Annotated in this window: 19 protein-coding genes; 18 read left to right on the forward strand and 1 reads right to left on the reverse strand. The window is 59.0% G+C overall.

Going from position 1 to position 19,327, the window contains the following annotated elements; all coding sequences use genetic code 11:
• The first annotated feature begins 293 nt into the window (after window positions 1-293).
• From GTO89_RS01710 to GTO89_RS01790, 17 genes are all read left to right on the forward strand, one after another.
• Window positions 294-515: a twin-arginine translocase TatA/TatE family subunit gene (locus GTO89_RS01710; RefSeq protein WP_204758145.1), complete on the forward strand. Its 222-nt coding sequence runs from the start codon at window positions 294-296 to the stop codon at window positions 513-515.
• A gap of 60 nt (window positions 516-575) precedes the next feature.
• Window positions 576-1,538 carry a polyprenyl synthetase family protein gene (locus GTO89_RS01715; protein ID WP_161260319.1) on the forward strand — a complete coding sequence of 321 codons (963 nt, stop codon included), beginning with the start codon at window positions 576-578 and terminating at the stop codon, window positions 1,536-1,538.
• A 77-nt stretch (window positions 1,539-1,615) separates the two neighbouring features.
• Entirely contained in the window at window positions 1,616-3,004 is a 1,389-nt protein-coding gene (gene resB, locus GTO89_RS01720; protein ID WP_161260320.1) for a cytochrome c biogenesis protein ResB, read from the forward strand.
• Window positions 3,005-3,009: 5 nt separating this feature from the next.
• Window positions 3,010-3,852 (forward strand): c-type cytochrome biogenesis protein CcsB, encoded by an 843-nt coding sequence (gene ccsB, locus GTO89_RS01725; RefSeq protein WP_161260404.1) that lies wholly within the window; start codon window positions 3,010-3,012, stop codon window positions 3,850-3,852.
• A 69-nt stretch (window positions 3,853-3,921) separates the two neighbouring features.
• Window positions 3,922-4,509 carry a precorrin-2 dehydrogenase/sirohydrochlorin ferrochelatase family protein gene (locus GTO89_RS01730; RefSeq protein ID WP_235920157.1) on the forward strand — a complete coding sequence of 196 codons (588 nt, stop codon included), beginning with the start codon at window positions 3,922-3,924 and terminating at the stop codon, window positions 4,507-4,509.
• Window positions 4,491-5,810: a glutamyl-tRNA reductase gene (hemA, locus tag GTO89_RS01735; RefSeq protein ID WP_161260322.1), complete on the forward strand. Its 1,320-nt coding sequence runs from the start codon at window positions 4,491-4,493 to the stop codon at window positions 5,808-5,810. Before GTO89_RS01730 ends, hemA begins: the two co-directional genes overlap by 19 nt.
• Window positions 5,810-6,754 (forward strand): hydroxymethylbilane synthase, encoded by a 945-nt coding sequence (hemC, locus tag GTO89_RS01740; protein WP_161260323.1) that lies wholly within the window; start codon window positions 5,810-5,812, stop codon window positions 6,752-6,754. The genes hemA and hemC overlap by 1 nt, the downstream gene beginning before the upstream one ends.
• The gene (gene cobA / locus GTO89_RS01745) at window positions 6,754-8,298 is read left to right on the forward strand and encodes a uroporphyrinogen-III C-methyltransferase (protein ID WP_161260324.1); all 1,545 of its coding nucleotides are present in this window, start codon (window positions 6,754-6,756) and stop codon (window positions 8,296-8,298) included. Before hemC ends, cobA begins: the two co-directional genes overlap by 1 nt.
• A gap of 188 nt (window positions 8,299-8,486) precedes the next feature.
• Window positions 8,487-9,668, forward strand: a complete 1,182-nt coding sequence (gene nirJ1, locus GTO89_RS01750) for a putative heme d1 biosynthesis radical SAM protein NirJ1 (RefSeq protein ID WP_161260325.1) — start codon at window positions 8,487-8,489, stop codon at window positions 9,666-9,668.
• Window positions 9,669-9,711: 43 nt separating this feature from the next.
• On the forward strand, window positions 9,712-10,701 hold the full coding sequence (gene hemB / locus GTO89_RS01755) for a porphobilinogen synthase (RefSeq protein WP_161260326.1): 990 nt from the start codon (window positions 9,712-9,714) through the stop codon (window positions 10,699-10,701).
• A gap of 346 nt (window positions 10,702-11,047) precedes the next feature.
• Window positions 11,048-12,043: a putative heme d1 biosynthesis radical SAM protein NirJ2 gene (gene nirJ2 / locus GTO89_RS01760; protein ID WP_161260327.1), complete on the forward strand. Its 996-nt coding sequence runs from the start codon at window positions 11,048-11,050 to the stop codon at window positions 12,041-12,043.
• A 3-nt stretch (window positions 12,044-12,046) separates the two neighbouring features.
• Window positions 12,047-12,532: a siroheme decarboxylase subunit alpha gene (gene ahbA, locus GTO89_RS01765; protein ID WP_161260328.1), complete on the forward strand. Its 486-nt coding sequence runs from the start codon at window positions 12,047-12,049 to the stop codon at window positions 12,530-12,532.
• Between the two features lie 24 nt (window positions 12,533-12,556).
• Window positions 12,557-13,030 (forward strand): siroheme decarboxylase subunit beta, encoded by a 474-nt coding sequence (ahbB, locus tag GTO89_RS01770; RefSeq protein ID WP_161260329.1) that lies wholly within the window; start codon window positions 12,557-12,559, stop codon window positions 13,028-13,030.
• 272 nt (window positions 13,031-13,302) lie between these two features.
• The gene (gene hemL, locus GTO89_RS01775; RefSeq protein ID WP_161260330.1) at window positions 13,303-14,613 is read left to right on the forward strand and encodes a glutamate-1-semialdehyde 2,1-aminomutase; all 1,311 of its coding nucleotides are present in this window, start codon (window positions 13,303-13,305) and stop codon (window positions 14,611-14,613) included.
• Window positions 14,614-14,615: 2 nt separating this feature from the next.
• Window positions 14,616-14,870, forward strand: coding sequence for a hypothetical protein (locus GTO89_RS01780; protein ID WP_161260331.1), 255 nt, complete (start codon window positions 14,616-14,618; stop codon window positions 14,868-14,870).
• Between the two features lie 185 nt (window positions 14,871-15,055).
• Entirely contained in the window at window positions 15,056-15,283 is a 228-nt protein-coding gene (locus GTO89_RS01785; RefSeq protein WP_161260332.1) for a hypothetical protein, read from the forward strand.
• 142 nt (window positions 15,284-15,425) lie between these two features.
• Window positions 15,426-16,274, forward strand: a complete 849-nt coding sequence (locus tag GTO89_RS01790) for a DMT family transporter (RefSeq protein WP_161260333.1) — start codon at window positions 15,426-15,428, stop codon at window positions 16,272-16,274.
• A 141-nt stretch (window positions 16,275-16,415) separates the two neighbouring features.
• Here the strand turns inward: GTO89_RS01790 and GTO89_RS01795 are convergent, their stop codons facing one another.
• Window positions 16,416-17,063: a DedA family protein gene (locus GTO89_RS01795; protein ID WP_161260334.1), complete on the reverse strand. Its 648-nt coding sequence runs from the start codon at window positions 17,061-17,063 to the stop codon at window positions 16,416-16,418.
• A gap of 562 nt (window positions 17,064-17,625) precedes the next feature.
• Between GTO89_RS01795 and ilvB the strand changes: the two genes are divergently transcribed.
• Entirely contained in the window at window positions 17,626-19,326 is a 1,701-nt protein-coding gene (gene ilvB / locus GTO89_RS01800; RefSeq protein WP_161260335.1) for a biosynthetic-type acetolactate synthase large subunit, read from the forward strand.
• Window position 19,327 lies beyond the last annotated feature (1 nt).

The raw sequence follows: 19,327 nt of genomic DNA on the forward strand, positions 1-19,327 counted from the left end.
ATGCCCACCGCCACCTTTTCCCAACCCATCGCGGCGTTCTCACAATGGCGAGAGATGCGGCGTTTTTTCGCATCGACAAGAAGGGTCGAAGGCCCCATGCGGCTCTTTCTTTACAGCACTCGTCCATTGTGCGATAATACCTTCAAAGAACTGTTCAGGCGTTTACACCGCAGACTACGGTGATGTTCCTGGTGACAAGGCCCTTAAGTCATAATCGTGCTGCGATTGGGTCATTTTAATGAAAGAACTGGCATTCTAACCGTCCCCACGGGCGTTGGCCAGGGAGGTGCTTGGTGTTGGGATCCTTAGGTCTTCCAGAACTGCTGTTGATCCTGGTCGTGGCGATGCTCGTCTTTGGAGCCGGCAAGCTCCCCGAGATTGGAAAGTCTTTGGGACGCGGGATCAATGAGTTCAAAAACGCTGTCAGCAATGACGGGGAAGAGCAAAAAGAATTGAAGGCAAAGCCCCCGGTGAAGGACGATACCCATGGGGATGCTCCTTCAAAGGACAACTGATCTGTAAGGGCACGTCTCAACCGGCGTGTCTTTATTCATGTTATTGGAGCAGGTGACAGGATGCAGTTTCAACTATTTCAGGAGATCCAAGCCGACCTGGCCAAGGTCGAGACGGAATTGGAAAAATACGTCGACACGTCCCTGCCGACACTGACCGCCGCTTCGAGCCATCTGCTCCACGCGGGCGGGAAGCGGCTGCGGCCGGCCTTCGTGTTGCTGGCCGGAAAATTTAACCATTATGCGATGGAGCGGTTGCTGCCGCTGGCAGTGGCTCTCGAGTTGATTCACATGGCTACCCTCGTTCATGACGATGTGGTTGACGAGTCGAAGACGCGCCGAGGGATTCCGACTGTGCGGGAGCGCTGGGGGAACCGCATCTCCCTGCATACGGGCGATCACCTCTTTGCCCGGTCTTTGTTGCTGATCTCCGAATTGAACGATCCCGCCATGACGGCAGTGCTGGCGAAGATCAGCGTTGAGATGGTGGAGGGGGAGATCCAGCAGATGGAGGCCACCTATGATGTGCACCAGACCTTCCGCGACTACCTCTACCGGATCAAACGGAAAACAGCCCTCCTGATCGCGGCGTCATGCCAACTGGGCGCCATGGCCGTCAAGGCCGACCCGGCTGTCGTGCGGGCCCTGAAGCTGTATGGACACCATCTGGGCATGGCCTTCCAGATCACCGATGACATCCTGGACATGACGGCTGACGAAAAGGAATTGGGCAAGCCGATCGGTTCGGACCTGCGCCAGGGCATCATGACCCTGCCGATCATGGAAGCGCTCCGTGAAAGTCGCGATCCGGCGCTGCGAACCCTGGTGGCCAAGCGGGAGAAAAGCCAGGACGAGGTTTGCCGGGCCATCGAGATCATCAAACATACCGGCGCCGTGGAACGCAGCCAGATCATCGCCCGCCGTTTTTTAGACAAGGCGAAAAGCGAGTTGGCGCGCCTACCCGCCATTCCGACGCGGGACACCCTGGCTGTGATTGCGGAATACATCGAGAAGCGAACCTATTAAAGCGTGACGGATATCCTTTTTCCCTCCAGGTGGATATGCTAGAATAGGTTACGTCAAAGTCGAAGGAGTGAGGAAGGTTGGTTCAACCCCAGGAAGAACGGGAAGACGTTTCCGGAGCCAAACAAGGTCTTGTCGACCAACTCTGGGACATCTTCAGTTCCATGAAACTCGGTCTGTTCCTGCTGCTTCTCATCGCTGCCGCCTCGATCATCGGCACGCTCCTTCCACAAAACGGCGACCCTCGACAGTACGGGTCACTTTACCCGCTCTACAAGGCCCTCGGGCTGACTGACATGTACCACAGCACATGGTTTATGCTGCTGCTCTTTGTGCTGGCGATGAATCTCTTCATCTGCACCTTCAACCGGGCGCCCGGGATCTGGCGCCTGTTTAACCGGCCATCGCTGCCTGCAAGCGTTGAATCGATCGAAAGGCTCTCGCAGAAGCTGGCGGTGGATCGACCGGAGCCGGCGGACAAGCTGGCCGGCGAAGTAGTCGAACGGTGGCGGAATCTCGGTTACCGCGTCCTTTCCGAAAGGAAGGACGGGAAGTCCTATATTTCTGCTGATCGAGGCCGGTTTGGGCTCTGGGGCTCCCTGCTCTCCCATGTAGGCATGCTGGTGATCCTTGTCGGCGCCGTGATTGGTCTCTACGGCGGGGAAGAGGGGCAGATGCCGGCGGAAGTGGGCAAGAGCTTTCGTCTTGCCGATGTGCCGGGACTGGCGATTACAGATGCCATGGAAATCCGCGTCAACGATTTTAAGACGATCTACCGGGAAGACGGAACTATTGCCGATTGGTTTAGCAACCTTACGCTTCTAGAGAACGGACAAGAGATCGTGACCAAGGAGATTCAGGTCAACGATCCCTTGGAATACCGCGGTTACAAGATATACCAGTCTTTCTACGGGGCGAACATCGTCGCGAAGGTCACTTCGAAGAATGACCCGGAAGGGCACACCTATTCCGTCGAAACCGGCGACGCCGTTCCCATCGCCGGCACCGATTTAGCGGTTCTCGTCTACAAGTACATTCCCGACTTCGATCCGGAACGGGGCATGATTTCCAAATCGAGCGAACCGAACAACCCGCGCATTGTCTTCGTCGTCTACAAAGGACGCCAGCAGATCGATGCAAGGGCGGCGGAAATTGGTAAGCCCGAAACGATCGCCGGTGGCCTCGCTGAGATCACCTTTCCTCAGTACAAGCCATACACGGGGCTGACGATTCGCCGCGATCCCGGCGTCAATATCGTCTGGCTCGGTTGCGCCTTGCTGCTGAGCGGTTTGGGCCTGTCCTTCTACCTCTACCACCGGCAGGTCCGGGCGGTTATTGAGGCGCGAGAGGGCGGAAGCCGGTTGCATGTGGGCGCTATGGCCGCCAAAAACAAATTCGCCTTTGCCCGCGAATTCGAAGGACTTATCGAACCATATAGCCGATCAGATAGGAGAGATAGGGAAGCATGACAACGATGGGCATGGAAGAAAACCTGCTTTTTTACACGACCTTTGCCGCATACGGCCTTGCCGCCTTTCTCTATATCTGTTTTTTGGTCCTGCGCAAACCGGCGTTGGCCCGCATCGGCTATTATGTGACCGCTGCCGGCGTGATCGTCAATACGGCGGCTCTGGCGGTGCGTTCCGTTGTCGCCGGCTATGTGCCGCTGACGAACGGTTATGAGTTTTTGCTGGCCTTCTCCTGGGGGATCGCCTTTGTCTACCTCTTCGCGGAGCGGAAGTTTCAACTCCCCCTGGCCGGCGCCTTTGTCATGCCCACGGCATGGTTGCTCCTCGCCTATGTCGCTGTCGATATGACACCGGCCGAGCGGGCCGCCCGTCCGCTCATGCCTGCGTTGCAATCGAACTGGTTGACCATTCATGTGGCCACGGCGATGATATCCTACGGCGCCTTTGCCTTCTCTTTTGGCATCGGTCTCATGTACCTCTGGAAGGTTTCCCATGAAAAAAGCGGGGCGACAAAAGGGATTGCCGCCGCTTTTCCCGCTTCCGAGAAACTGGATGAAATCGGCTACCGGCTGATCGCCCTTGGGTTCCCCTTTCTCACCCTCTGCATCATCACCGGCGCCATCTGGGCCGAATACGCCTGGGGGCGCTACTGGAGCTGGGATCCGAAGGAGACCTGGTCGCTGATCACCTGGTTGATCTACGCTGCCTACCTGCATGCCCGCTTCACCTACGGTTGGCGGGGAAGGCGGGCCGCCTGGATGGCGATCATCGGCTTTATCGCCGTGTTGTTCACTTATTTCGGCGTCAACTACTTCCTCGCCGGTCTCCACTCTTATGGAGGGAAGTAACCTATCGGCGCAGAGAAAGGGGCTATGCTGTTGTATCCATTGATGCTAAGGCTGGAGGGACAGCCGTGCTTGGTTGTCGGCGGCGGTCAGGTGGCTGAGAGAAAGATCGAATCTCTCCTGGAGGTAGGCGCTCGCGTCACCGTCATCAGCCCAGCGATCACCGCGCAGATTCAAGACTGGGTGAACGAGGACAAGCTTCGTTGTCACCTGCGGCCATACCAGGATGGAGACGCCGCCGGACACATCGTGGTCGTTGCCGCTACCGATGTGACGGAGGTCAACGAGCAGGTCGCCCGTGATTGCTTTCAGCGCAATATCCTGATCAACACCGTGGACATCCCGTCGCTCTGCAATTTCTATGTTCCCGCCGTTGTGCGGCGAGGCGACCTGACCATCGCCATCTCCACAAACGGAGCCAGCCCAGCTGTGGCCCGTCGAATCCGCGAAAAGCTGGAGGCGACCTTCGGCGAGGAGTATGGCGAATATCTGCAACTGATGAAAAGTCTCCGCGCGCAGGTGTTGCGCGACGTGACCGATCCGAAGCGGCGCAAGGCGATCTTTGACGCCCTGGCCGAAGCGGGACTGCTGGATTGCATCCAGGCAGGCGATGATCAAGCCCTGAAGGAGCGAATCGCCCAGTGTTTATCTTCGTCGTAGGATTGAACCACAAATCGGCTCCGGTTGAGATCCGGGAGCAACTCTCTTTTCCCGAGCACATCCTCACCGACGCCTTGCGCCGCCTGCACGCAGAACCGGCCATCGACGGTTGCGCCATTCTATCGACCTGCAACCGGACAGAGGTCTATGCGGCGGCGACGGACATCGAAAAAGGGCAAGCCGCCGTACGCCGATTCTTTACCCAATCGGGCAAACTCGAGGCGGACAAGTTCGCCAGCTTTTTCTATACCCATACCCTCTACGATGCCATCCGCCATCTCTTCCGCGTCGCCGCCGGCCTCGATTCGATGGTGCTGGGCGAGACGCAGATCCTCGGCCAGGTGCGACGGACCTACCAGGCGGCTTGTGACGCAGGCACCTCCAACGGCGTGCTCAACAGCTGGTTCCAGCAGGCGATCACGGTGGGCAAACGGATCCGCACAGAGACCGGCATCGACCAACATGCCGTCTCCACCTCGTACACGGCGGTGGAACTGGCGAAACAGGTCTTTACGACACTGGAAGGCCGCTCGGCGCTGATCCTGGGCGCAGGCAAGATGAGCGAGCTCACCTTGACCCATCTGATCGCCAATGGCGTTACGACGGTTCTCGTCGCCAACCGCACCCGTGAACGGGCGGAAGAACTGGCCAGCCGCTGCGGCGGCAAGGCCGTGTCTTACGACGAGATCGCCGCCCGGATGGAGGAAGCCGATATTGTCATCTCCTGCACGGCGGCGACTCACTATGTGATCCGTCATGATCTCGTCGAGCGAGTCATGAAAACGCGTCCAGACCGTCCGCTCTTTCTGATCGACATCGCCGTGCCCCGGGATATTGACCCGGCTGTGGCCACTGTGGCCGGCGTGCACCTTTTCGATATCGACGACCTGCAAAGCGTCGTCGACCAGAATCTGGCCCAGCGCCAGAAGGCCGCCTCTGAGGCCGAACTGATCGTGGAACAGGAAATCACCGAGTTTCTCAAGTGGCTGAATTCGCTCTTTGTCGTTCCCACCATCGTGGCGCTCAAAAACAAGGGCGACACGATCCGTGAAAAGGAACTGGAGCGAGTCCTGTCCAAACTCAAGAGCTTGTCCGATAAAGACCAGAACACCATCGGCGCCATGGCCTCGTCGATCGTCAAACAACTGCTGCACGATCCCATCACCCAGATCCGCCACTATGCGGCGAGCCCCGAAGGCCACCTCTACTCCGAGATCCTGCAAAACCTCTTTTCCCTCGAGATCGCCGGACAGCGGTCCAAAGGCCGCGACGATCAATCTGATAGAAGGAGTCAGCCGTAATGTCAGCACTTCAACGACCCGTTGTCATCGGAACCCGGGACAGCGCCCTCGCCCTCTGGCAGACCCACTGGGTGCTTGAACGCCTGAAAGAGCTCTACCCAGAGCAGGCCTTTGAGGTCAAGCATATCAAGACCAAGGGCGACAAGATCCTGGATGTGGCCCTGGCCAAGATCGGCGACAAGGGGCTTTTCACAAAGGAACTGGAAGTGGCCATGCTGAATGGCGAGATTGACATGGCCGTCCACTCTATGAAAGACCTGCCGACCGTCCTGCCGGAGGGTTGCACGATCGGCGCCATCTGTGTTCGCGAGGATTGCCGCGACATTCTGATCTCCCGCAGCGGCGGCGGGCTGGAAGACCTGCCCCAGGGAGCAAAGGTCGGCACGGCCAGCCTGCGGCGCAAGGCCCAGATCTGGAAGGTTCGTCCCGACTTGGAACTCGTCGATATCCGGGGGAACCTGCAGACTCGTCTCCGCAAAATGGAGGAACAAAACCTTGACGGACTGATTCTCGCCGCCGCCGGCGTCAAACGCCTCGGCTGGGCCGAGAAGATCAGCGAATACATACCGGTCGACATGTGCCTGCCGGCAGTCGGTCAGGGGTCTGTGGGCATCGAGATCCGTGAAGGCGACGAAGAGATCGGCCGCCTCGTGGGCGCCTTGAACCACACCGAATCGGCCATCTGTGTCCGCGGCGAACGGGCGTTGCTCCGCACCTTGGAGGGCGGTTGCCAGGTTCCCATCGGTTCGCTCGGCCGCTTGATGGATGGCAAACTCATTCTCGACGGAGTCGTCGCTGCCTTGGACGGCAAAACCATCTGCCGTGACCGGGTGGAGGGCGATCCGGCTGATCCCGAAGAAGCGGGCGTCCGTCTGGCCCAAAAACTGCTGCAACAGGGGGCCAGAGAGATATTAATCCAAGTAAGACAGGAGACGGATCTGTGATGAAGCAAAAGGTAGGGAAGGTTTATCTGGTCGGCGCCGGACCGGGGGATCCGGGCCTCATCACCGTGAAAGGTCTGGAGTGCATCAAAAAGGCCGAGGTGCTCGTCTACGATCGCCTGGCCGGCCATCGACTGCTCACCTATGCGCGGCCTGACGCCGAACTGATCTTTGTCGGCAAAGGGCCGGACAAGCATGTCTATAGACAAGAAGAGATCAACGAAGTGCTCAAGGTCAAAGGCTTGGAAGGCAAGATCGTAACCCGCCTGAAAGGCGGTGATCCCTTCGTCTTTGGTCGCGGCGGCGAAGAAGCGGAAGTCCTGCGTGAAGCGGGCGTTCCCTTTGAGATCGTTCCCGGCATCACCTCGGCCATCTCTGTGCCGGCCTATGCCGGCATCCCCGTCACCCACCGCGATTTCACCTCCAACTTCGCCGTCATCACCGGCAACGAGGATCCCAACAAGGAAGACTCGGCCATCGACTGGGCGAAGATCAGCACCGGCATCGGCACCCTTGTCTTCCTGATGGGCATGGGCAACCTGCCTCACATCGCCGCCAAGCTGATGGAGAACGGCCGCAGCCCTGAAACGCCCGTCGGCCTGATCCGCTGGGGCACCCGGCCGGAACAGCGCACAATGACAGGCACCCTGGCCGACATCGCCCAAAAGGCGAAAGACGCCGCCTTCCAAAACCCGGCCATCATCATCGTCGGCGAAGTGGTCAAACTGCGCGAGAAACTGGCCTGGCTGGAGGAACGTCCCCTCTTCGGCAAGCGCATCGTCGTCACCCGCTCCCGCCAGCAGGCGTCGGCCTTTGCAGCCCGCCTCGAAGAAATGGGCGGCGAGCCTTGGGAGTTCCCCACCATCGATATTCAAGAACCGGAAGATCCCGCGCCGATGGAAGAAGCCATCGCCAAGGTGCATGAATACGAGTGGATCATCTTCACCTCCCCCAACGGCGTGCAACGCTTCTTTGAGCGTTTCTTCGCCATCGGTCATGACATCCGCGAACTCTGCGGCATTCGTCTCTGCGCCATCGGGCCGCAAACCCGCAAGGAATTGCAAAAGTTCGGCCTGAAAACCGACTTTGTGCCTGAAGAGTACCGCGCTGAGGCGATCATCGAAGGCCTGAAAAACCTCGACAACTGGCAAGGCCGCAAAGTTCTGCTGCCCCGCGCCGACATCGCCCGCAAGATTCTCCCGGAAGCGCTGGCCTCTTTCGGCGCTCAGGTTGACGATGTTGTCGCCTACCGGACTGTCCGCGGCGGCGGTGATGCGGTGCTGCTCCGCCAGATGCTGCAAGACAAGCTGATCCACGCTGTCACCTTCACCAGCTCCTCCACAGCGCGTAACTTCGTCGACATGCTCGGCGTGGAAGATGTGGCTGAACGCAACGCCCTGCTCGAAGGCGTGACCATGGCTTCCATCGGTCCCATCACCTCGGACACGATGCGTGACCTGGGACTGAACGTGGATGTAGAAGCCTCTGAATACACCATCCCCGGTTTGACGAAGGCGCTGCTGGCCTACTGGGGCATCAACGAGTAGCACTCGTTTTTCTCCCAGAACCCAGAGAACATAGAGAAGAGGAAGCCTTTTGCCTGCCAGTCTGGCCTAGGCAGGCGATGACACGACCAGGCGAAAGCGCTTCCGATAAGAGGCAAATTGTGCCCGTATTGTTCAACAAATTTATATAGTTTTTCATTTGATTGAAAAACGGGAGAGGAAGGAACACCATGATCGGAGTAAGTAAACTGCTCTGCGGCGTAGAAAACTTTGGCGACAGCCTTCGCTATGCCCACGGATCTCAAGGGCAACGCGACGGCGCCGTAGCCGGTTACGGGCCGGTGGTGGCCTGGAACGTGTCCCGAACCTGCAACCTCCACTGCATCCACTGCTATTCTGACTCGGATGAGCTCGAATATCCCGGCGAACTGACGACGAAAGAGGCCATCAAGTTCATCGACGATCTGGCTGATTTCAATGTGCCCGTCCTGCTGCTTTCCGGCGGCGAGCCGCTGATGCGCCCCGACATCTTCGAACTGGTCGCTCATGCCAGCAAGCGCAACATCCGCGTCACCTTCTCCACCAACGGCACCCTGATCACGCCTGATGTGGCCAAGGAGATCAAGAAGTATGGCGTCGGCTATGTGGGCATCAGCCTCGACGGCATCGGCGAAAACAACGACAAGTTCCGCGGCAAGAAAGGCGCTTTCGAAGACGCCCTGGCCGGCATCCGCAACTGCCTGGCCATCGACCAGCGCGTCGGCCTGCGCTTCACCATCAACCGCCACAACGTCAATGACATTGAAAACATCTTCAACCTCATCGAAGAAGAGAAGATTCCCCGCGTCTGCTTCTACCACCTGGTCTACTCGGGCCGCGGCGTCAACATGACGGAAGAAGACGTCAACCATGCCGAATCGCGCGCCTTCATGGACCTGCTGATGGAAAAGGCCGTTGACTTCTTCAACCGCGGCTTCAATTGCGAACTGCTCACTGTCGACAACCATGCCGACATCGTCTATCTCTACCTGCGTACGAAGGAAAAGAACCCCGAACTGGCCGAGAAGATCTGGAAGCTGATGCAATTGAACGGCGGGAACCGCTCTGGCATCGCCTTCGCCAACGTCGACTCTCAGGGCTTTGTCCACCCCGACCAGTTCACCCAGAACCACACCTTCGGCAATGTGAAAGAACGGCCCTTCAAAGAGATCTGGACCGACACGGCGAACAGCGCCATTCTGGCCGGGCTGAAAGACCGCAAGCCCCTGCTGAAAGGCCGTTGTTCCAAGTGCAAATGGCTCAACGTCTGCAACGGCAACTTCCGTCCCCGCGCCGAAGCCGTCACGGGCGACTTCTGGGAGTCTGATCCGGCTTGCTACCTCACCGACGAGGAAATCGGCATCGCCGAGTAATCGGCGACGTTCCACGATGTTTATTTAGGAGGGAATCAACGGGATGAAACACATCCTTTCCGGTTACCCCATTCAGCGGCCCCGGCGGCTGCGGGAAAACGCAGTGCTGCGCGATATGGTGCGGGAATTTCACCTCCGCCCGGAAGACCTGATCTACCCGCTTTTTGCGGTTCCGGGGAAAGACGTCGTCAATCCCGTCAGCTCCATGCCTGGCGTATGTCAGCTCTCTGTTGACAATATCGTCAAGGAGGCCGTTGACGCCTACAAGGCCGGCGTCCGGTCGGTGGAACTGTTTGGTATACCGCCTGAAAAGGATGAGGTGGCCTCCGGCGCTTATGATCCCAACGGCATCGTCCAAGAGGCGGTCAAAGCGGTCAAGGACGCCTGTCCCGAACTGTATATCATCACCGATGTCTGCCTCTGCCAGTACATGACTCACGGTCATTGCGGCGTTGTCGACGGCGGGCGCATCGTCAATGATCCGTCTCTCGATTACCTGGCCAGAACGGCTGTCTCCCATGCGGCAGCCGGCGCCGATATGGTCGCTCCTTCTGATATGATGGACGGTCGGGTCGGCGCCATCCGCGACGCCCTCGATGAGTCCGGTTTTGAGGGCGTGCCGATCATGTCCTACTCGGCCAAGTACGCCTCGGCCTTCTATGGGCCCTTCCGGGAGGCTGCCGAGTCGACGCCCAAGTGGGGCGATCGCCGCTCCTATCAGATGGACCCCGGCAACAGCACCGAGGCGCTCCGCGAAACGGCGCTGGACATTCAAGAGGGCTGCGACATCATCATGGTCAAACCGGGCATGGCCTATCTGGATATCGTCCGCCGGTTGAAGGAGACCTTCGACCTGCCGGTGGCCATCTACAATGTCTCCGGCGAGTACTCTATGGTCAAGGCGGCGGCGGCCCAGGGCTGGATCGATGAGAAGCGGATCACCCTGGAGATCCTGCTCAGCATGAAGCGGGCCGGGGCGGATATGATCATCAGCTATCATGCGAAGGATGCGATTCGGTGGATGAACGAGTAGGCATCGCTATGCCTGCCTACCGCTCACTGCCCGTCACACCCTAGCGTACGTGTTAGGGAAGCGGGGGTGTATTGGCTCCGTTCGCTAAGAGATCCGCGGCGGCTCGCTCGACGACGGAGCGGGCGCGCCAAACGACTAGGGCTGTTCTGCATGTCGTGGCGCGCCTGTATTGCTCCGTCATCTTGCTCGCTCTTCGCCGCTCCGCTCAAATCGCTCACTGCGCCAATACACCCAAAGCTTTTGTTATCTGCAACAGTTGATTCACTTTAATTTCGGTATTTCTCCATCTGGTTTTCGACTAGACAGAAAAGTCATATTTATCCACCGAAAAAGGAGGGTCTCTCCCTTGATCATTTCCTGGAATACAACGAACCAGTGCAATATGTTCTGTGACCACTGCTACCGCGATGCGGGGGCGAAGGCGGATCAGGAGCTGAATACGCAAGAGGGCAAGCAGCTGCTTGATGAGATCGCCAAAGCCGGCTTTAAGATCATGATCTTCTCCGGCGGGGAGCCGCTCATGCGGCCCGACATCGTCGAGTTGGTCGCTTACGCCACTTCTAAGGGACTGCGTTCGGTCTTCGGCACCAACGGCACGCTGATCACGCGGGAGATGGCCCGTGATCTGAAGAAAGCCGGCGCCATGGGTATGGGCATCTCTCTCGACTCCTTGGACAAGAAGAAGCACGACGAGTTCCGTCGTTACCCCGGCGCCTGGGATGAGGCGGTCCGCGGGATGGAGAACTGCCGTGAGGAAGGTCTGGGCTTCCAGATCCACACGACGGTCATGGACTGGAACCGTCATGAGGTCAATGCGCTCACCGATTTCGCTGTCGAGATCGGCGCTGTCGGTCACCACACCTTCTTCCTGGTGCCCACCGGCCGGGCCGTCAGCATCGAGGAAGAGTCGCTGAAAGCGGAACAGTATGAAGAGATCCTGACGGAGATCATGGAGAAGCAGAAGACCGTCGACATCGAACTGAAGCCGACCTGCGCGCCCCAGTTCATGCGCATCGCCAAGGAAATGGGCATGGATATGCGCTATGCCCGCGGCTGCCTGGCTGGCACCCACTACTGCATCATCTCGCCTGTCGGTATCGTCCAACCCTGCGCCTATCTGAACATCTCCGCCGGCAATGTCCGTGAGACGCCCTTCTCGGAGATCTGGAAAACAGCCCCCATCTTCGAAGAACTGCGCACGCTGAAGTACGAAGGCGGTTGCGGCTCCTGCAAATACCGCTATTCCTGCGGCGGCTGCCGGGCGCGCGCCTACTACTACCACAACCAGAACTTCATGGCAGAAGAGCCCTGGTGCCTCTACCACGGCCGGAAGGGGTACTAAGCCATGAGCCTTGATGAACTGGATCGGCGCTTACTCACCATCATCCAGTCATCCTTTCCCATCGTCGCCGAGCCCTACAAGCAGCTGGCCGAGACGTTGGGAACGACCGAGGCCGATGTGATCGAGCGGGTAGAGCGCTTTAAGGAGCAAGGGCTCGTCCGGCGCATCGGCGGCATCTTCGATTCGCGCGCCCTCGGCTACAAGTCGACCCTCTGCGCCATGAAAGCGCCCGTCGATAAGCTGGACCTGGCGATTGAGGTCGTCAACAGCTATCCCGGCGTGACCCACAACTACCTGCGCGAGCATGAGTTCAACGTCTGGTTTACGTTGATCACGCCTTCGCAGGAGTACATGGAAAAGGTGCTCGACGAGATCCGAGAGAAAACGGGCTGTGAGGTCCACAACCTGCCCGCTGTCCGCTTTTTCAAGATCAAGGTCGATTTCAAACTGGACAAGCAGGCTCCGTCCGCTGTTGCAGCGGCGGAATGACGCGCCGGGAGGGAATGGCAGGCAATGCTGACGGAAACCGATAAGAAGCTGATTCGCCTCTTGCAGGATGACCTGCCGGTCGCGCCGCGGCCCTTCGCGGTCTTGGCGGAACAGGTGGGACTGACGGAGGAAGAGGTCATCGCCCGCACGCGCCGCTATCAGGAACAAGGGCTCATGCGCCGTTTCGGTGTCGCCTTGCGCCACCGGGAAGTGGGCTTTACCGCCAATGGTATGGGTTGTTGGGATGTGCCGGAGGAACGGGCTGAAGAGGTGGGCCGGATCATGGCCACTTTCTCGGAGGCCTCCCACTGCTACCAGCGCCCCCGCTTTGACGGGTGGCCTTACAGCCACTTCACCATGCTGCACGGGCAGTCGCGGGAAGAGTGTGCAGCGGTGGCCCGCCGCATCTCTGAGGCGACAGGTATCACCAACTACCGCTTGCTCTTTTCGACAGAGGAACTGAAGAAAACGAGCATGCGCTACTTCACCGAAGAGTAGGGAACAACTTCATCCAACGCCAGATTCAGCACCCGCGAGGCGGGGCCGTCGCGCCCCCGCGTGGGTGCTGCTTTCGTAAAAGGTTTTTTTGGGGTTCTTGGCGAAAAAACGAAAAAGGGAAATTACAGCCAGTCGGCGATCCGGTCATAGAACCAGCCAGAGAACCGACTAAAGAACCGGCTAAAGAACCAACTAAAGTACCAGTCAGAGAGTGTGAAAAAACACAAAAAACGGAAAGGCTAAGAAAGCACAGGAAAGGCGGGCGACTTTTTTTGAGCCGGATTTATGATCGTTCGGAACAACTGTTTGCCGAAGCAAAAACCTTGATCCCCGGTGGGGTGAACAGCCCCGTGCGGGCGTTCAAATCGGTGGGGCGCAACCCGGTCTTTATCGAGCGGGCCGAAGGCGCTTACCTCTATGATGTCGACGGCAACAAGTATGTCGATTATGTCGGTTCCTGGGGTCCCATGATCGTGGGCCACGTCCACCCTGAAGTCCAGGAGGCGCTAAAAGCGGCCATCGACCGGGGCACCTCTTACGGCGCGCCGACAGAATTGGAAAGCCGCCTGGCCAAGCTGGTCTTGGAAGCCTTCCCGGCCATGGACATGGTGCGCATGGTCAACTCCGGCACCGAGGCGACGATGAGCGCCCTGCGTCTCGCCCGCGGCTACACAGGTCGCAGCAAAATCGTCAAGTTCGAAGGCTGCTACCATGGCCACGCCGACAGCCTGCTGATCAAGGCCGGTTCGGGCGCCCTGACCCTCGGCGTCCCCACCAGCCCTGGCGTGCCTGCCAACATCGCCAGCAACACGATCACCGCCCCCTACAACGACCTAGAGACGCTGAAGGCGATCTTCGAAGAGGCGGGCGATGACATCGCCGCCATCATCATCGAAGGCGTTCCTGGCAACATGGGCGTTGTGCCGCCCGCTCCGGGCTACCTGCAGGGTGTTCGCGAACTGACCCGCCAGTACGGCGCGCTGATGATCGTCGACGAGGTCATGAGCGGCTTCCGCGTCGATTTTGGCGGCGCTCAGACCCGCTTTGGCGTCGAGCCGGATCTCACCTGCTTGGGCAAAATCATCGGCGGCGGCCTGCCTGTGGGCGCCTATGGCGGCAAGGCAGAGATCATGGAAAAAGTTTCGCCCGCCGGTCCCATCTACCAGGCGGGCACCCTCTCAGGCAACCCCCTGGCCATGACGGCCGGCATCGTGACCCTGGAGCTCCTCAAGCGGCCGGGAACCTATGACGCGCTGGAAGAAAAAGCGGCCTACCTGGCCGATGGCCTGGCGAAGGCGGCGGCAAAAGCCGGCGTTCCTGTCTGGACAAACCGCGTCGGCTCCATGCTGACAGGATTCTTCACCGATAAGCCGGTCGTCGACTTCGCTTCCGCCTGCACCGCTGACACGGTCGCTTTCGGAAACTACTTCCGGGCCATGCTCGATCGCGGCGTTTACCTGGCCTGCTCCCAGTTCGAAGCGGCTTTCGTCTCCCTGGCCATGACGAAAGAAGACCTCGACTTCACCATCGCCGCGGCGGAAGAAGCCTTCCAGGTCGTCGCCGCTGAGCGGGCAAAAGCCTAGCCGTGAAAGGATCACCCATTGCGCGTGTGATCACGCTGCTCTTCATCGTCGCCTTCGCTCTTGTCGGCTATTTTGCCATGACCAAAGACAAAAATCCCCATGGCGATTTGGCGCAATGGGAGCGGGAGCATGGGCGCGTCGTCAACACCAACCGCGATCCGGAGCGGTTTTGCTACAAGTGCCATACGGAAAAAGCGGCCTACTGCAGCCGTTGTCATCAGGAACGCGGTGTCAGCCTTTCTGTGCCGCTTCCCTGAACATACCACCCGTCTCCATTCATCTGGAGACGGTTTTTTTCATTTTAAGGGGGAGTTTTACTTGTTATATATATTATTTTGATAGAAAAAGAGGAATGGAGAGAACCGCCATGTAATAGGAATCAGGAATGGATAACCAATGTGATCGACCACGCCCCTAAGGAAACGGGCGATCCCTTCAGCAGGTGACAGAATTGTTTTGGTTGTATGTCTATGAACCGAATGAGGTGAGCGATTTTCAACTCCTCGACTACAGCGCAAGGGATCGGGAGGTTGAACGATCGAGGTGGGATTATATTCATTGCGGTCTCTACCCTGCCGATCGAATGCTGGTGGTGCAGGCCGACACGTCTGCGGCGGCGCGACAGAAGGCGATTCAACAACTGCTGCGCTACAGGTTTTTGAGCGGTTGAGCGGGTCCGGTCGACGCGCATGGAATCGGAACGGGGAAACACAATAAAGCAACAGTAACCGAGCGTCTTGACCTTGCAGTGTTGGGCAAGGGGGGGCGCTTCTTTGCGCCAGCATTGGTTCTAACGAGGTGAAGGGGATTCCATGTGGCTTCTCTTGGCTGTCACCAGCGCCGTCATCTTCGGTCTCGCCGGATTCGGCATGAAGGTGGGGCAGATGCGCCGTGTTCCCTCATCGATGGTTCTGATCGGTTTGTACCTCTCGGGAACCTGCGGCTTTCTCCTGACCTGGCTGGCCGGCGGATCGCCCGTGGGGTACTCGCTGTTGCTGGCCGGCTTGGTGATCGGCCTGGGATCAGCCGGCGGCAACTTCGCCTTCATGCGGGCCTTGGAGACGGGACCGGCCAGTTTGGCGTCGCCCATCGTCAACATGAATGTGGTGCTTGTGATCCTGCTCTCGGTGCTGGCCTACGGAGAAAAGCTCGGTACAGCCAAGGCTGCCGGCGTATTGTTCATCCTGGTCGCGATCGGATTGATTGCCCTGAGGCCTGGCGGGGCCGGAGGGGAGCGTCGCTCCCCCTATTGGCTGGCGCTCGTCTTGCTGAGCACCCTGCTCTTCGCCGTGCGCAACGGGGGGCTCAAGGTGACCCAGGAGTTGGCCCTGGACAACAGCGCCGTGCTTTTTTTCAGTTATCTCTTCCCGCTTCTCTATTTTCTTTTTCGATACCGGGGAGAACTCGCCGCGATTGGGCCGAAGGGGCTGCTGCCGGCGCTGGGCTGGGGGCTGATCAGTGGTGTCGGTTCCTTTGGCGGGCTCCAACTCTATGCCTATGCCCTTTCCCAAGGGCCGGCCTCCGTGATCTCGCCTGTCTTTTCCCTATACGGGTTGGTGATCGTGCTGCTCTCGGTCTGGGTCTACAAAGAACGGCTTACCGCCATGCAGTCCCTGGCCGTGGCGCTCACCTTTGTCGGTCTCCTGTTGGTTCGTTTCTAAAAGGCCGGCCTCCCTCTCGGGGCGGTCGGGGCCGCGCCGGAGCGGACGCGCGGCAAGAGCAACCGGCAAGCTGCTCTAGGGCACTCATTGAAGCCGGATAAAGGGCATCAGAAAACCGCGTCGAAGCTTTATCGACGCGGTTTAGATTTCGGGATCCTTTTCGGCATTCGTCTTGGATTCAGTTTGCTTTCGCCGTTTTCCCATCCAGGTAAAGAGGTAGAAGGCGGTTGCGAGCAACGCCAGCGACCAGACCAGCAGGCTCAGGTAGTGGTGGAAGGCATGCATGAATACCTCATAGGCCTCCCCGACGAGAACACCGATCAGGATCAAGGGGACACACCAGAGGATGGAACCGATCAGATTCCAGAAGAAGGTCTCCCAGAAGGGCATGCCGACAAGGCCCGTAAAATATGGGGTGACATGGCGAACGCCGAGGACCCAGCGGCTGAAGAGAATCATGGTGCGGCGGTTTTTGCGAAACCAGACCTCCACCTTGTCGATATATTGTCGTTTCAGACCGACGCGGGGCCCCCAATCATAGAGAAGCCGGTGGCCGAAACGGCTGCCGATGACATGGGCGGTCATGGAGCCCAGCAGGCTGCCGGCGACACAGACGGGGAGGGTCATATACAGGTTGAGATGATCCTGAGAGATGAGAAAGCCGGCAAAAGCCTGGGACAGTTCACCGGGGAAGGGAAGACCGAGAAATTCGAGAAAAAGCCCGATGAATAGACCCAGATCGCCGTATGTCGTGACAACCCAGTGGGCTGTCTCTTTCAATGCGTCCATCGCGTTGCCCCCTGAGGAACCTCTTGTACCAGCTATATTGTAACAAAGAGGGAGAGGGACCACAATCGCCACCGGAGAGGCTATTTACGGAATTTTCATCGTATCCCCTTGAAAGGATTTTGGCTCCTGTATAGAATATAAGGAAACGACCTCGGGGAATGATTTCTGAGGGTATGTGTAACCGCCGCCGACGGTCATCACCATGGGCGCCGTCGGCAGGTCAACTGAAAAGGTGATCCAAATCCGATGCGGAGAAAGAGTACCGCGATCGCCCGCAGTCACCAGAGAGCCGTCCTTGGCTGAAAGACGGCACTGCAGACGCCGACGGGAAAATCCTCTCCAAGGAGCAGGCTGAAAGGGGATACCTGATTAAGCCCAGCCGGCTGGTCGCCGTTACCGGACCGGGGCAAGCCTGTCTTGCCTCACTGAGGGCTGTTCTGTTTTCCGGGACGGCCAAACAAGGGTGGTACCGCGAAATACCCCTCGCCTCTTGCTGTATAAGAGGCGGGGGTTTTTCTATTTTGCTTGGCAAATGGAATAATTGAAAGATGAGGTGTCAGGGATGAAGATGACCGGAGCGCAAGCCATCGTCGCCAGTCTTGAGAAGGAAGGGGTGGAGTTGATTTTCGGGTATCCGGGCGGGCAAGTGCTGCCGCTCTACGATGCCCTTTATGATTGTAAACTCCGGCATGTTCTGACCCGGCACGAACAGGGCGCCGCCCATGCCGCAGACGGGTACGCCAGGGCCACGGGAAAGGTGGGCGTCTGTTTCGCCACATCGGGACCGGGGGCGACGAACCTGATCACCGGCATTGCCACCGCCTATATGGATTCTGTGCCCATGGTCTGCATCACGGGGCAGGTGCCTCTTTCCGTTATCGGCAAAGACTCCTTTCAGGAGGCCGACATCACCGGGATCACCGCCCCGATCACGAAGCACAACTACCTGGTCAAGAATGCCAATGACCTGCCTCGGGTGATCAAAGAGGCCTTCTTCATCGCCCGGACGGGCCGTCCGGGACCGGTCGTCATCGATGTGCCCAAGTGCCTGATGACGACGACCATCGACTTTGACTACCCTGAGACGGTCCGTTTGCGCGGCTACAAGCCGCAGGCCGAGGGCAAGGCGGAGGAAGTCGAGGCGGTGGTTCAGGCGCTGGCCGAGGCGAAGAAGCCCCTCTTCTTCATCGGTGGCGGCGTCATCACCGCTGAAGCGGCCCCGTTGTTGCGGCGGCTGGCAGAAACGCAGCAGATCCCCCTGATCAGCACCCTCATGGGGCTGGGCGCTATTCCGGCCACCGATCCCTTGTTCCTGGGCATGGTGGGGATGCATGGCACCGTGGCGGCCAACCGGGCCGTCATGGAATGTGATCTGCTCGTCGGCGTCGGCGTCCGCTTTGACGACCGCGTGACCGGCCTGCTGGCGCGGTTCGCCAGCAATGCCCGCGTCGTTCACTTCGACATCGACCGGGCGGAAGTCAACAAAAATGTCGTCGCCGACCTGGCCGTCGTCGGAGACCTCCGTTGGAGCCTCGCTGCGCTCGAAGCGGCGATGGCGGACTTCGCCAAGGCAGGCGGTCCGAGCCGTTGGGAGGACTGGCGCTGTCAGGTTTCCCGCTGGAGTCAGGAGGCGCCCCTGGGCTACCAAAAGAGCGATGAGGTGATCAAGCCGCAGTCGGTGATCGAGGAGATCGATCGCCAGACGAAGAGCGACGCCGTCATCGTCACCGACGTGGGCCAGCATCAGATGTGGGCGGCTCAATACTATCGCTACCAGCGGCCGCGCAGGCTGATCACCTCGGGCGGACTGGGCACGATGGGCTATGGCTTGCCGGCGGCCATCGGCGCTCAGATGGGAAAACCGGAGGAACAAGTGGTGCTGATCAGCGGTGACGGTTCCTTCCTGATGAACTGCCAGGAATTGGCCACCGCTGTGGAGCACCGGTTGCCGCTCAAGGTGGCCATCCTGAACAACAAAGTGCTCGGCATGGTGCGCCAGTGGCAGAAACTGTTCTTTAACCAGCGCTACTCCTACACGACCTTCGCCAATGGCGGAACGGACTATGTGCGCCTGGCCGAGGCCTTCGGCGCCACCGGTCTGCGGGCCGAGCGGCCCGAGGAGATGCCTCAGGTCATCGCCAAAGCCTTGGCGACAGAAGGGCCTGTCGTGATGGATATCCGCGTCTGCTGCGACGAAAATGTGCTGCCCATGGTTCCGGCGGGCGCGCCGCTGGACCAGATGATCAACGGGGAGGTAAAGTGAT

The sequence above is a fragment of the Heliomicrobium gestii genome (assembly GCF_009877435.1).
Classification (GTDB): Bacteria; Bacillota; Desulfitobacteriia; order Heliobacteriales; family Heliobacteriaceae; genus Heliomicrobium; species Heliomicrobium gestii.